15 protein-coding genes are annotated in these 13,403 nt (G+C 62.1%); 4 read left to right on the top strand and 11 right to left on the bottom strand.

The features are described 5' to 3' along the window. Nucleotides 1-41: 41 nt before the first annotated feature. The gene (locus tag NYQ88_RS11125; protein WP_275651211.1) at nucleotides 42-584 is read right to left on the bottom strand and encodes a DUF1643 domain-containing protein; all 543 of its coding nucleotides are present in this window, start codon (nucleotides 582-584) and stop codon (nucleotides 42-44) included. Further along, nucleotides 581-1,483: a bifunctional methylenetetrahydrofolate dehydrogenase/methenyltetrahydrofolate cyclohydrolase FolD gene (gene folD, locus NYQ88_RS11120; RefSeq protein WP_275651210.1), complete on the bottom strand. Its 903-nt coding sequence runs from the start codon at nucleotides 1,481-1,483 to the stop codon at nucleotides 581-583. Before folD ends, NYQ88_RS11125 begins: the two co-directional genes overlap by 4 nt. A gap of 73 nt (nucleotides 1,484-1,556) precedes the next feature. On the opposite strand from folD, the gene NYQ88_RS11115 reads away from it, so the two are divergent. From NYQ88_RS11115 to arr, 3 genes are all read left to right on the top strand, one after another. Beyond that, entirely contained in the window at nucleotides 1,557-2,162 is a 606-nt protein-coding gene (locus NYQ88_RS11115) for a DUF1176 domain-containing protein (RefSeq protein ID WP_275651209.1), read from the top strand. 322 nt (nucleotides 2,163-2,484) lie between these two features. Next, entirely contained in the window at nucleotides 2,485-3,960 is a 1,476-nt protein-coding gene (locus NYQ88_RS11110) for an AMP nucleosidase (RefSeq protein WP_275651208.1), read from the top strand. 97 nt (nucleotides 3,961-4,057) lie between these two features. Next, a complete protein-coding gene (gene arr / locus NYQ88_RS11105; RefSeq protein ID WP_275651207.1) occupies nucleotides 4,058-4,471 on the top strand; it encodes an NAD(+)--rifampin ADP-ribosyltransferase in 414 nt (137 codons plus the stop codon). A gap of 54 nt (nucleotides 4,472-4,525) precedes the next feature. Here arr and aqpZ read toward each other — a convergent pair whose 3' ends face one another. From aqpZ to eno, 3 genes are all read right to left on the bottom strand, one after another. Then, nucleotides 4,526-5,260 carry an aquaporin Z gene (gene aqpZ, locus NYQ88_RS11100; RefSeq protein ID WP_275654905.1) on the bottom strand — a complete coding sequence of 245 codons (735 nt, stop codon included), beginning with the start codon at nucleotides 5,258-5,260 and terminating at the stop codon, nucleotides 4,526-4,528. A gap of 42 nt (nucleotides 5,261-5,302) precedes the next feature. Beyond that, entirely contained in the window at nucleotides 5,303-6,262 is a 960-nt protein-coding gene (locus tag NYQ88_RS11095) for an NAD-dependent epimerase/dehydratase family protein (protein ID WP_275651206.1), read from the bottom strand. 96 nt (nucleotides 6,263-6,358) lie between these two features. Further along, on the bottom strand, nucleotides 6,359-7,636 hold the full coding sequence (gene eno / locus NYQ88_RS11090) for a phosphopyruvate hydratase (RefSeq protein WP_275651205.1): 1,278 nt from the start codon (nucleotides 7,634-7,636) through the stop codon (nucleotides 6,359-6,361). Between the two features lie 158 nt (nucleotides 7,637-7,794). Here eno and NYQ88_RS11085 point away from each other — a divergent pair, with 158 nt between their 5' ends. Beyond that, a complete protein-coding gene (locus NYQ88_RS11085) occupies nucleotides 7,795-8,220 on the top strand; it encodes a VOC family protein (protein WP_275651204.1) in 426 nt (141 codons plus the stop codon). A gap of 64 nt (nucleotides 8,221-8,284) precedes the next feature. On the opposite strand, the gene NYQ88_RS11080 is transcribed toward NYQ88_RS11085, so the two are convergent. The 6 genes from NYQ88_RS11080 to secG all read right to left on the bottom strand — a co-directional run bounded on the left by NYQ88_RS11080 (nucleotide 8,285) and on the right by secG (nucleotide 13,331). Continuing rightward, complete coding sequence (locus tag NYQ88_RS11080) at nucleotides 8,285-8,872, bottom strand: hypothetical protein (protein ID WP_275651203.1); 588 nt, start codon at nucleotides 8,870-8,872, stop codon at nucleotides 8,285-8,287. Between the two features lie 64 nt (nucleotides 8,873-8,936). Then, nucleotides 8,937-10,226 carry an MFS transporter gene (locus NYQ88_RS11075; RefSeq protein WP_275651202.1) on the bottom strand — a complete coding sequence of 430 codons (1,290 nt, stop codon included), beginning with the start codon at nucleotides 10,224-10,226 and terminating at the stop codon, nucleotides 8,937-8,939. Between the two features lie 149 nt (nucleotides 10,227-10,375). Further along, the gene (locus NYQ88_RS11070) at nucleotides 10,376-10,552 is read right to left on the bottom strand and encodes a DUF4169 family protein (protein WP_275651201.1); all 177 of its coding nucleotides are present in this window, start codon (nucleotides 10,550-10,552) and stop codon (nucleotides 10,376-10,378) included. 18 nt (nucleotides 10,553-10,570) lie between these two features. Further along, entirely contained in the window at nucleotides 10,571-11,095 is a 525-nt protein-coding gene (locus tag NYQ88_RS11065; protein ID WP_275651200.1) for a GNAT family protein, read from the bottom strand. Between the two features lie 29 nt (nucleotides 11,096-11,124). Next, nucleotides 11,125-12,753 (bottom strand): CTP synthase, encoded by a 1,629-nt coding sequence (locus NYQ88_RS11060; RefSeq protein WP_275651199.1) that lies wholly within the window; start codon nucleotides 12,751-12,753, stop codon nucleotides 11,125-11,127. 110 nt (nucleotides 12,754-12,863) lie between these two features. Then, a complete protein-coding gene (gene secG / locus NYQ88_RS11055) occupies nucleotides 12,864-13,331 on the bottom strand; it encodes a preprotein translocase subunit SecG (RefSeq protein WP_275651198.1) in 468 nt (155 codons plus the stop codon). Nucleotides 13,332-13,403: the final 72 nt, after the last annotated feature.

Below are 13,403 nucleotides of genomic sequence, written 5' to 3'. Positions count from 1 at the left end.
CGGGCAATGACGATGGCACGATGATTTGTGTCGTGGGCGGGCTAGAACCGCACCAGCGGGGTGTCGGCCCGCAGATAGAGCGGATGTTTTGGGGAGCCATCGGCATTGGTACCAAAACACCAGAGTTCGGCGCCATCGCTGCGAAGGGCCTCGACCAGTTCGCGACCGGCTGGTGCCAGCGCCTTGTTGAGCTTGCCGTGGCAGAGGACCACCCTGCCCGCATTTTTCGCCGCTGCCCGGATGGCCGGAAGATTGGCCGGCGACACGGCGACCACGCCCGGCTGCACCAGCATTTTCGGGTCGGTGGCGCGGTAGTCACCGACATTGCATTTGACCATCGCCGAAAACCCCTCGCGACGGGCAAATGTCCACTCGCGCGCACAGGTCGGATCGTCCACGCGCGCGTCGGCGGTGGACGGGTTCATCCCGACGAAGAGGATGTAGTTTTCCGGGAAAATTTCCCCAAGCCAGCGCCGCATGATCTGGCGATACCGACCATCTGCACTCATCACGGCGTCGCCGCGCACGCCTTCGCCGAGGCGGAGGCGCACTTTGCCGCCGGGATCGTGCCGATCTGAACTCATGCCGTGAGATCGCTCGGCGGGGTGAGGCCGTTGATGAGGCTTGCCGTGGTGATGGTGTTGGCGAGGAGGCACGCAATGGTCATCGGACCAACGCCGCCGGGAACAGGGGTGATCGCGCCGGCGACCGCGACAGCAGTCGAAAATTCGACGTCACCGACGAGACGGGTCTTGCCTTCGCCCTTCTCCGGCGCGGGAACCCGGTTGATGCCGACGTCGATGACGACGGCGCCCGGCTTGATCCAGTCACCCTTGATCATTTCCGGACGGCCGACGGCAGCCACGACGATATCGGCCTGACGGACGACATCGGGCAGGTTCTGCGTGCGCGAATGGGCGACGGTGACGGTGCAGTTGTCGCGCAGCAGCAGCTGCATCATCGGCTTGCCGACGAGATTGGAGCGGCCGATGATGACGGCGTTCTTGCCCTCAAGCGAGCCGAGCTGGTCGCGAAGAAGCATCAGGCACCCGAGCGGCGTGCAGGACACCGGGCCGGGCAGGCCGATCTGCACCTTGCCGACATTGGCCGGGGTAAAGCTGTCGACGTCCTTGGCCGGGTCGATCGCTTCGATGACCTTGTTGGGATCGATATGCTTGGGCACAGGCATCTGCACCAGAATGCCGTGAACGGCCGGGTCCGCATTGAGCTTGTGCACCAGCGCCAGCAGCTCGGCCTCGGACACATCCTCGGGCAGTTCGTGCTTGAACGAATTCATGCCCACTTCGGCAGTCTGCTTGGCCTTGTTGGTCACATAGACCTGGCTGGCCGGGTCGTGGCCGACGATCACCACGGCCAGGCCCGGAGTGATGTTGTGCTCGCGCTTCAGGCGCTCGACGTGACCGGCGATCGCCGTGCGAAGATTTTCCGCGAAGGCTTTGCCATCGATGATTTTTGCGGTCATATCGGCCTCGTAAAAGCTGGGGGAAGCGCGGGGAACATCCGGCGTTTTCGGTTTTCGACATAAGGGATGAAGGATGATCCGTCCATTGCTTTGGCTGCCGCTGGCGGCTGTTTTGCTTTCTGGGTCGGCGATGGCGCAGGATGTCGGGCTGGAGGAAGAGGCGCGCGCACTGCATGCCCTGGCCGGCGGCGCGATGTGCAACGAGGACGTCAGCGGCTGGGAAGACGAAGATTTCGCCAGCTGGGAGCTGAAATATCAGCCCAGCTACAGCGATGATGCGCCCAAGGAAGTGGTCACGCTGGTGCGCCTCTTCTGCTTTGCCGGCGCCTACAACATCAGCCACAATTACTACATCAAGACCGAGTTTGACGGGCTTCGCCCGCTGGCACTGGCTGAGCCGGATTACGACCTCATCTATGTCAACGACGACTATGAAGGCGATGTGGAAAGCCTCGAGGTCACCGGCATGGTCGCCACGACGACACTGGTCAACTCCCACTTCGATCCGGACACACTGACGCTGACGTCCTATTCGAAGTGGCGCGGCCTCGGCGATGCCAGCTCGTCCGGCTCCTGGACATTCGACGACGGCCGTTTCGTGCTCGTGAAGTTCGAAGTCGACGCCTCTTACGACAACGAGGTGAACCCGGAGACCATCGTCGACTACACCAAGCCCTGAAGCGCTAAAAATACATAAGGCCGTCCGACATCTCTGTCAGACGGCCTTCTGATGGGATTCGGCCCGCCGCGCTGTTGAGGGCTTGGGGGACAAGCGGCGGACCGTTTCCCGCTCACCGGTGCATGGGTCGTTTGCGTTGCCGATGAACTGATGATGAAGATGGCGCGTAATTGCGGCAATAAAAGTACGGCTCACCGAAGTGTGAAGCAATAAAGGGGGCCGTGAGCGGCGCGTTGAGAAGGCGTCATATGGCCCCTATAGTAGGCGGATGCCGCGATTCCAGCGGCAGGCCCGGCGGTGCAGCCGGCAGACGAGGACAAGCATGACGATCATCAGCCCGCCGCGACTCGAGACCCAGTCTTTCACTGACCCCGAGGCCGCCTGGGCCCATATCGCTCATATCTATCACCGCAATTGCGAGTTCATCCGCAGCCATCTCAAGGCTCTGGCGCAAGGCGTCATCCCCGAGGGCCGGGTGCGGGCCTATTACCCGCAGGTGGAAGTGCGCTCGACCAGCTATTCGCGCCACGAGAGCACCCTGCCCTATGGGTATCTCCATACCCCCGGCATCTACCGCACCACGGTGACGGCGCCCGACCTGTTCCGCACCTATTTCCAGGAACAGTTCGCCGTGCTGCTGCACAATCATGGCGGCACGATCGACATCGGCGAGTCGGAAACCCCGATCCCTCTGCATTTCGCCCTGCCACCGCATGAGCATGTTGATGGCGCCGCGCTCAATGCGCTGCATATTCCGCTGCGCGACGTGTTTGACGCGCCCGACCTCGCCCACACCGACGACGAAATCGCTAATGGCACCTATGTGCCGCCGCGTGGCGGACCTTACCCGCTTTCCGCCTTCACCGCACCGCGGGTCGACTATTCGCTGTTCCGCCTGGCCCACTACACCGGCACCGGCGCCGAGCACTTCCAGAATTTCGTGATCTTCACGAACTACCAGTTCTACATCGACGAGTTCTGTCGCGTCGCCAAGCAGTGGATGACCGACGGCCACCCGCACTACCAGCGCTTCATCGAGCCGGGCAATGTCTCGACCGACAATATGCTGAACGGTGGCGCCATCACCGGCGAGCCGCCCCCGCGCAGCCCGCAGATGCCCGCCTACCATCTCGTCGCCGACAAGGGCCGCGGCATCACCATGGTCAATATCGGCGTCGGCCCGGCCAACGCCAAGACCATCACCGACCATATCGCCGTACTGCGCCCGCACGCCTGGATCATGCTCGGTCACTGTGCCGGCCTGCGGAACAGCCAGGAGCTCGGCGACTATGTGCTGGCCCACGCCTATGTGCGCGAGGACCACGTGCTCGACGCTGACCTGCCGCTGACCGTGCCCGTTCCGGCGCTGGCCGAAGTGCAGGTCGCGCTTGAACAGGCGGTGGAGGAAATCACCCAGACCGAGGGGATCGAGACCAAGAAGATCATGCGCACCGGCACGGTCGCAACTTTCGACAACCGCAATTGGGAACTGCGCGATCAGACGGAGATTGTGCGTCAGCTCAGCCAGTCCCGCGCCGTGGCGCTGGACATGGAAAGCGCGACCATTGCGGCGAACGGCTTCCGCTTCCGCGTGCCCTACGGCACCCTGCTCTGCGTTTCCGACAAGCCGCTGCATGGCGAGCTCAAACTGCCGGGCATGGCCTCGGACTTCTATCGCACCCAGGTCAACCGGCATCTGCAGATCGGCCTGCGCGCCATGGAAATCCTGCGCGATCAGCCGGCTGAGCGGCTGCATTCACGAAAACTGCGGAGCTTTGCGGAGACGGCGTTCCAGTAGGCCTGGCTGCCACTCATAGATATGGAGCGGTACGGGCTTGCTTCAAGCCCGTCGGTCGGCTGTAAAACGAGTGCTCCATTGCAGAAGGGAGCCGTCGATGTATGCATCCGAACAGCCAGAAGATGCCGTGTTTTATCACGGCACGCGCGCCGACCTGAAAATCGGCGACAAGATGATTCCGGGCCAGAAATCCAATTTCGGCAGCGGCAAGCCGGGGTCGTGGATCTATTTCGCAGCCACGCTGGAAGCGGCAATCTGGGGCGCCGAACTGGCACAAGGCGATGGCCGGGAGCGCATCTACATCGTGCGTCCCACTGGCCCCTTCGTCGACGATCCAAATCTGACCGACACGAAGTTTCCCGGAAACCCGACGCAATCCTACCGCAGCCAGATGCCGCTGGAGATTGTTGGCGAAGTGGAGACTTGGCAGGGGCATCCGCCCGAGCAGTTGCAGGCCATGAAGGACAGCGTGGAGCGCCTTCGCCTGCAGGGGATTGAAGCCATCGACTAGGCGCGGCAAATCCGGAGAAAGCGAGGTGCCGCGGGGTCGCGGCACCTCAAGATATTAGTCGCGGCCGAGCAGGGCCTTCCAGATGATCGCACCCAGCGCTGCACCGGCGAGCGGGGCGAGGATGAACACCCAGACCTGACCCATGGCGCCGTTGTCAGCAAAGATTGCTGCAGCGATCGAGCGAGCCGGATTGACCGAGGTGTTGCTGACCGGGATCGAGATCAGGTGAATCAGCGTCAGGCCGAGGCCGATGGCGATCGGCGCAAAGCCCACAGGCGCATTGCCATGGGTAGAGCCGAGGATGATGATGAGGAAGAAGGCGGTCAGCACGACTTCGGCAACGATGACCGAGGTCAGGTTGAAGCCATGCGGCGACAGCTCGCCAAAGCCGTTGGAGGCAAAGCCGCCCGGGGCAAAATCGGCCACGCCCGAAGCAATCAGGAACAGCACGAGGCCACCGGCAGAACCGCCGATGATCTGGGCCGCCCAATAGGGGATGAGGTCCTTGAAATCAAAGCGGCCGGCAATGGCCATGCCCAGCGAGACAGCCGGGTTGAAATGGCCGCCGGAGATGTGGCCCACGGCATAGGCCATGGTGAGGACGGTAAGGCCGAACGCCAGCGAGACGCCGGCATAGCCGATGCCCAGTTCAGGAATGCCGGCGGCGAGCACTGCAGAACCGCAGCCGCCGAAAACCAGCCAGAATGTACCAAAAGCTTCTGCAGATAGACGCTTCATACCCCGAAGACTCCTTAGGGTGCTTGTTAACCTGCGCCAGCTATCACCAATTATTGAAGCCGAGTACAGAGCTCCAGCCCTCAATCCATAGGATTAGGCCACTGTGACGCGGCCCGAGGCAATCAGGGCCCGTACGGACTCCTCAACCGCCTCAAGGCTGGAGTAGCGGGGCGCATAGCCGAGTCGCTGCCGGCTTTTTTCGATCGAGTGGCAGGAACTTCTGATGACGTGCCCGCGGGTGATGTCGCGCTGGTCCTCCGGCAGGGTTTCCAGCCAGGCCTCGAGCGGCGCGTAGGCGATGTCGGGCTCACGACCGAACCAGCGATAGACAGCCTCCGCATAGCCGCGCAGGGTCACCGCCTGTTCGGACACGGTGTTGAAAACCTCGCCGATAGATGCCGCCCGATTCTCGACGGCACAGATGATCCACTGCGCAATATCGTCCGCATGCACGTGATGGACGGTCTCAAGCCCGTTGTTGGGCAGCACCAGTTGCTCGCCGCGCGCAATCCGCGAAAAAGTTTCCGGGTCGCCATTGCCCTGCGGGGTGATCGGGTTCCAGCACTCGCCCACGATATGACCGGGGCGGAAACAAGTGGCCGGAAAGCCGCTCACGCGCGCCTCGCGCACGAGGAAAGCCTCGCTCTCGGCCTTGCCGCGACCATAGCTGTCGATGGGATTGGGCGGCTCCACTTCACTCGAGGGAATGGTCGTCAGCCGGCCATAGACCCAGATCGAGCTGCAGAACAGATAGTGCTCCACCCTGCCCCGCAAAGCCTCGACGAGATGGCGCGTGCTGTCGAGATCAAAGGCGATCATGTCGACGACAATGTCGGGACGGAGCTCGGCGATCTTCCGGCCAAACTGCCCGGCCCTCTCCTCGGCGATCCGATCGAGCGCGACCTGCTCTATCTGGTCCCAGACATAATGCGGCCGGTATGGCTTTGCTGCGCCGCGGCTGACATTGACGACCTCATGGCCCAGCGCAACCAGGCGCGGCACGAGATAGCTGCCGACGTGCCCACTGCCGCCAATCACTACGATCCTGGACATGGAATTCCTCCTCCTCTTTGCCATCATGGCTAGCAGGATTCGGCACAAAAAAGCCCGGTGTCTCCACCGGGCCCTTTATTCGTATTATCGGCCGGATCAGCGACCCTTGACCACCGAGTAGCCGGCGTAGCGGGCCGAGGTGCCCAGCTGCTCTTCGATGCGGATCAGCTGGTTGTACTTGGCCATGCGGTCCGAGCGGCTGAGCGAGCCGGTCTTGATCTGACCGCAGTTGAGCGCGACGGCGAGATCGGCAATGGTCGAATCCTCGGTTTCGCCCGAACGGTGCGACATCACCGAGGTGTAGCCGGCGCGGTGCGCGGTCTCTACGGCGTCGAGCGTCTCGGAGAGCGAGCCGATCTGGTTGACCTTGACGAGGATCGAGTTGGCAACGCCCATCTTGATGCCCGAGACGAGGCGCTGGGTATTGGTGACGAAGAGATCGTCGCCAACCAGCTGCACGCGCTTGCCGATGGCTTCGGTCAGCGCCTTCCAGCCATCCCAGTCGTCCTCGGCCATGCCGTCTTCGATGGTGATGATCGGGTAGCGGGTGACGAGGTCTTCGAGGAAGCGGACGTTGTCGTCCGAGGAGAGCGACTTGCCCTCGCCGACCATCTCGTACTTGCCGTTCTTGTAATATTCGGTCGAGGCGCAATCGAGGCCGAGGAACACGTCCTCGCCTGGCTTGTAGCCGGCCTTCTCGATCGAGCGCATGATGAAGCCGAGTGCCTCATCGGCCGAACCGAGATTGGGGGCAAAGCCGCCTTCGTCACCAACATTGGTGTTGTGGCCTTCGGCAGACAGACCCTTCTTAAGGGTGTGGAAGATTTCCGAGCCGATGCGGATGGCGTCGGCAACGGTTTCCGCGCCGGCCGGCAGGATCATGAATTCCTGCATGTCGATCGGGTTGTCGGCATGCTCGCCGCCATTGATGATGTTCATCATCGGCACCGGCAGGACATGGGCGTTCGGTCCGCCGATATAGCGGTAAAACGGCAGTTCGCTCGACTCGGCTGCAGCCTTGGCCACGGCCAGCGACACGCCGAGGATGGCGTTGGCGCCGAGACGGCTCTTGTTCGGCGTGCCATCGAGTTCGATCATGGCCGCGTCGACGGCGAGCTGGTCGAGGCCATCAAGGCCTTCGATTTCCTCGGCGATCACGGTGTTGACGTTCTCAACGGCTTCGGTCACGCCCTTGCCATTATAGAGCGATCCACCATCACGCAGCTCGACGGCTTCATGCGCGCCGGTCGAGGCGCCGGAAGGGACGGCGGCGCGGCCGAAGCTGCCATCGTCCAGAACCACATCGACTTCGACAGTTGGGTTGCCGCGACTGTCATAGATCTGACGACCCTGGACGTGAATGATTGACGACATAGACAAAGCCCTTCCCAGCGATGTTTTGGACGGTGTGCGCCACTCCTAGACGGAGAGTATGACGAGGAAAAGAGGGCGCGCGAAATTTTCTCTGGTCCTGCCTGTTTCCCGCCAAGTTCGGCACCTGTAACGTTACAAAAAATAACGGAGGAATCAGAATGTCGCTTGTCAAACAAGTCGCCCACACCTGCATCTTTGCGCGCGATCTCGACGCCGTGGAGGCGTTTTATCGGGACGTCATCGGCGTGGCGCCGAAGTTCAACTTCAAACGCGGCGAGAACCGTATCGGGTTCTATCTCGATTTCGGCAATCGGACCTTCGTCGAGGTCTTCCTCAAGGGCGAAAGCCGCTTCGAGGAAACCAACCAGATCAACCACATCTGCTTTGAGACGGACGACCTCGACGGCTTCATCGCCCACGTAAAGAGCAAGGGCGTAGACATCACCGACAAGAAGCTCGGCGTCGACCACACCTGGCAGGCCTGGCTGGCCGATCCGAGCGGGGTAAAACTCGAGATCTTCCAATACACCGCAGACAGCCTGCAGTTCGCGTCGACGGGCGGCGATTGCCAGGTAAACTGGTAGACCGAGCCTAAATCCAGATAGGACGGTCGCGCCGCGCGCGGCCGTCAACCGCTTCGGGGGCATCCTACTCCGGACAGCGGCCCCAGACCTCGGTTTCAAATGGGGAGACATTGACCGAGACGTCGGGCGACGGCAGCCAGAGATCGAGCCCGCCCTCGAGCCGCTCCCGCATCTCGGCCAGCACAGCGCCGCGCTCTCGCGGATTTTCATCGAGCTCGAACAGCGCGACGATATAATCTTCATCAAATTCAGACGTGAAATGCCGCTCCGTGCCCGGGGTGGCCGTCATCTCCATGGTTCCCTGATCGACACCATCCGGGCTCACCTGGACGACCCGAAAGCTCTCGGGTCCGGTCGTCTCCATGGTGACGCGCACCTCCCAATCATCGGCGCAGGTCCGTGCAATCGTCTGGGCGAGCCGCCTGCGGTCCGCTTCGGCATCGCCGGACCAGTTGCGGGCTGTGTTGTCGAGGGTGAACCAGCGCCCCTCGATCATCCTGGCGATTTCGGCAGGGGTATCCGGTCCACCCAGCTTCTCGAAATCCTCCGCCTGCAGCAGCGGGGCGATACTGTCGAGGACTACGGCGATGTCCTCGCTGGCTGAAGCAGGGCCTGCAAGAAGAGCAGCGGCGAGGATAAGGGGCAATCGCATGGCAAGGTCTCCGGGTCCGGGTCTGCTGATGAGACGTCCGGACCCGGAAAAACCTTGGTCGGAGTTATTCGGACGTCTGGCGGATGAAGCCGAAGGCGACGAGCGTGATCACGGCGGCGATGATCATGTAGTAGCCCACCGTGTGCAGACCATAGGTGGAGGCCAGCCAGGTAGCGATATAGGGCGCGAAGGACGCGCCAAAAATGCCGCCGAGATTGAAGGTCAGCGAAGCGCCGGTATAGCGCACAGCCGTCGGGAACGGCGCGGCAAGGGCGGTGCCGAGGGGCCCATAAGTCATGCCCATCAGCGCAAAGCCGATGCAGAGGAAGCCCAGCACGCCCCAGACATTGCCTGACCCGAGCAGCGGCGAGAGGATCAGGCCGAAGATGGCAATGCTGATCGAGACGCCGACCATCACCCGGCGCATGCCGAATTTGTCAGCCAGAACCGCGGCAAGCGGAATGAAAATGCCGAAGAACACGACGCCCACCATCTGCAGCACGAGGAATTCCTCGCGACCATAGCCGAGCGCTCCCGTGCCATAGCTCAGCGAGAACACGGTCATGATGTAGAACAAGACGAAGGTCGCCAGCGCCGCCATGGTGCCGAGCAGGAGGCTCATCTTGTGCGACCGGAACACGTCCAAAAACGGCACTTCCACGCGCTCGGACTTTTCGATCGCTTGGGCGAATTCCGGCGTCTCGGTGATCTTGAGGCGGATGAAGAGGCCGACGATCACCAGCAGCGCGCTGGCGAGGAATGGCACGCGCCAGCCCCAGCTCATGAAGGCTTCATCGCCGAGGAAATGGGCCAGCACGAGGAAGATCGTGGTGGCGAGGAAGAAGCCGACCGGCGCACCCAGCTGCGGGAACATGCCGTACCAGGCCTTCTTGTCCTCGGGCGCGTTTTCGGTGGCGAGCAGAACCGCCCCGCCCCATTCACCGCCAAGGCCAAGCCCCTGCCCCAGACGGCACAGCGCCAGCAGCAGCGGCGCGAAAATGCCGATCTGTGCATAGGTCGGGAGGACGCCGATGAGAACGGTGGAGATGCCCATGGTGAGGAGAGCCGCTACCAGCGTTGCCTTGCGACCGACCTTGTCACCGAAATGGCCGAAGAAGGCGGCGCCGATCGGACGGGCCAGGAAGGCGATGGCGAAGGTCGCCAGAGAGCTCAGCAGCGCCGAATTTTCATCGGTCGCCGGAAAGAAAAGCTGAGGAAAAACAATGACCGCCGCGGTCGCGTAGATGTAGAAATCGAAGAACTCGATCGTGGTGCCGATCATGCTAGCGGCGAGCACCCGACGTGCAGAATTGCGTGGCAGTGCCGTATCGGGCGAGAGAGGTGCGGTACTCATTGGGATCCGGGATATTATTTATGGGCTGGCTGGCGCGCCCCCATCCCGAAATACCGCGCCGGACCGTTAAGCCGCCGGGAGTACCGCAGGGTACGCCCCCATGCAAGCCTATTTGCCCCCCCGACTGGCCCGGAAACCAAACGGATTGTTCAGTCTTCGCGCTTGTGGCCGTCGATATGTTTGTCAGCCTTGGATTTTTCCGCCTCGGCCTTTTGCCGCTCAGCTTTGGTGCGCCCAAATTTAATGCGATTGGCCCCGGCCGTCGCGTCCTTCTCGACGCGCGCCTTGGCTTTCCGGGCTTTGGAGAGGGAGAAAATCTCGGCCATGGTCTTCGTTTCTGCCGTTTACGCGGTTGGCCCGAGTCTATCGCAACCGAGGCCGAGATGAAATCGCGTATAGGTTTCAAATCGGGCCGCAGGCGCAAAGCCGGTCCGCAGGAGCAGGCGCTCGCTCGGCCCATTGCCATGGGTAACACCGGCATAGAGATCAGCGGCCTCGAGGCTAGAGCGAGCGAAGGCGATCAGCGTGGAAAGGGCGGCCGAGCCGTACCCCCGCCCCGTCGCACTCTCGCACAGCCAGTAACCGACGCTGTAGCGGGGTGGCTCCACGCCGACGAGATCGATCCGACCGATCAGCGCCCCATCCAGCACAATGGCAAAGCGCAGTGTGTTGTCCGCCCTGGAGAGTTTCTCTTCCAGTGCAGCGACAGACATGGACGTGAGCGCGGCGTAGTCACCGTGGCGCGTCAGATGGGCAATGTTTCGGGAGATCAGATTGTGGAGCCCCAGCGCATCGCCGGGTTCCAGCAGTCTCAGACAAAGGCTTGAGACAGAAGTGTGAAGCGGGCGGGATAGCTGGGCACTTTTCATGCGCTACCCTGCCCGTTTCATATTCGGTATTAGACCAGCCGGCTCTGTTCCATCGCGGCGGCGATGAAGCTGGTGAACAGCGGATGCGGCTCGAACGGCTTGGACTTCAGCTCCGGATGGAACTGCACGCCGATGAACCACGGGTGATCTGTCCGCTCGACGATCTCGGGCAGCTTGCCATCGGGCGAGACGCCGGAGAACAGCAGGCCATTCTTCTCGAGGAGCTTCCGATAATCCATGTTCACCTCATAGCGGTGACGATGGCGCTCGGAGATCCGGGTCGAGCCATAGATGTCGGCCACGCGCGAACCGCGCACCAGCTGGGCCGGATAGGCGCCCAGGCGCAGCGTGCCGCCGAGATTGCCTTCGGTGTCGCGGGTTTCGGTTTCGTTGCCCTTCACCCATTCGGTCATCATGCCAACGATCGGCTCCTTGGTCGGACCGAATTCGGTGGACGAGGCATTCTTGATGCCGGCCGTGTTCCGGGCAGCCTCGATGCACGCCATCTGCATGCCAAAGCAGATGCCGAAATAGGGCACATCCTTGGTGCGGGCGAAACGGGCCGCCTCGATTTTGCCGGCCGAACCACGCTCGCCAAAGCCGCCCGGCACCAGAATGCCGTGGACATGCTCGAGATAGGGCGCCGGCTCGTCGCGCTCGAAGACTTCCGAGTCGATCCACTGCAGATTGACCTTCACCTTGTTGGCGATGCCGCCATGGGTCAGGGCTTCCGACAGGGATTTGTAGGCGTCCTTAAGGCCGGTATACTTGCCCACGATGGCGATGTTCACTTCGCCTTCGGGGTTGTGGTAGCGGCGGGACACTTCTTCCCAGGCGGTCAGATCCGGCTCGGGCGCATCGGTGATACCGAAGGTCGCGAGGATTTCGCGGTCGAGGCCTTCCTGGTGGTAGGCCACCGGCACGTCGTAGATCGAGGCGACGTCAAGACCCTGGATAACGGCGCTTTCGCGGACGTTACAGAAGAGGCTGAGCTTCTTCTTTTCGCCTTCCGGGATCGGACGGTCGCAACGGACAAGCAGCACGTCCGGCGAAATGCCGATGGAGCGCAGCTCCTTGACCGAGTGCTGGGTCGGCTTGGTCTTGAGTTCACCGGCCGAAGGAATATAGGGCATCAGCGTCAGGTGCAGATAGGCCACCTGGCCACGCGGCAGCTCGTTGCCGAGCTGGCGAATGGCTTCAAAGAACGGCAGGCCTTCAATGTCGCCCACCGTGCCGCCGATCTCGACGAGCACGAAGTCAAAGTCCTCATTGCCGTCGAGCACGAAAGCCTTGATGGAGTCGGTAACATGCGGGATCACCTGCACCGTGGCACCGAGGAATTCGCCCTTGCGCTCTTTGGTGAGCAGGTCCGAATAGATGCGGCCCGAGGTGATATTGTCGCGCTTGTTGGCAGCGCGACCAGTGAAGCGCTCATAGTGCCCCAGGTCGAGGTCCGTCTCGGCACCATCATCGGTGACGAAGACTTCGCCGTGCTGGGTCGGCGACATGGTGCCGGGGTCGACATTGAGATAGGGGTCGAGCTTCCTCAGGCGGACTTTATAGCCGCGGGCCTGGAGCACAGCGCCGAGAGCCGCTGATGCAAGACCTTTGCCGAGAGAGGAGACCACGCCTCCGGTGATGAATACGTACCGAGCCATGGGCGATCACCATAAATCAAAACAGTCACGATTCGCAGGGCGCGATTGCGCACTACACAAAAGAAGAAGGGGATGTTTCCATCCCCTTTTCGGCTTCGCCTTTCGGCGGGTCAGTTGCCGGGCGTCGGAGCCGGCGTCTGGGTCGTTTCCGGCACTGCGGCCGCTGGAGCTTCGGGGACCGGAAGGTCACCGGTGCCGGTAGCAGCAGGAGCAGCGGGCGTCACTGGAGCGGTCGGCAGCGGCAGGTCAGAAGTCGAATCGCCCTGCAGTGCGTTCAGTGCATCCAGAACATTGCCCGGAGCCTCGCCACCATCGGTGGTCGCTGCACGATCCAGAATGGACGACGTGCTGCGATCAAGCTCGCTCAGAATGGTCAGGCCAATGGCCGTAGCGAAGAACAGCGTCGCCAGAATAGCGGTCGTGCGGGTGAGAAGGTTAGCCGATCCACGGGCTGTCACCAGGCCGCCGCCGCCGCCACCACCAATGCCAAGGGCTCCGCCTTCGGAACGCTGGATCAGGATCACGGCAATCAGCGCCAAAACGATCAGCAGATAGGCAACAATCAGTACGTTCGCCATAGGTTTTCGTCTTCGCGTCAGTCAAGAGTTGGCGGCGTCATACACGCCTCAAACGGCAAATGCCAGACCGTT

This window comes from Devosia sp. SD17-2, from assembly GCF_029201565.1.
In the GTDB taxonomy this organism is placed as follows: domain Bacteria; phylum Pseudomonadota; class Alphaproteobacteria; order Rhizobiales; family Devosiaceae; genus Devosia.
The sequence above is the reverse complement of the archived record's forward strand: the minus strand, read 5'-3'. Positions and strand labels throughout refer to the sequence as shown.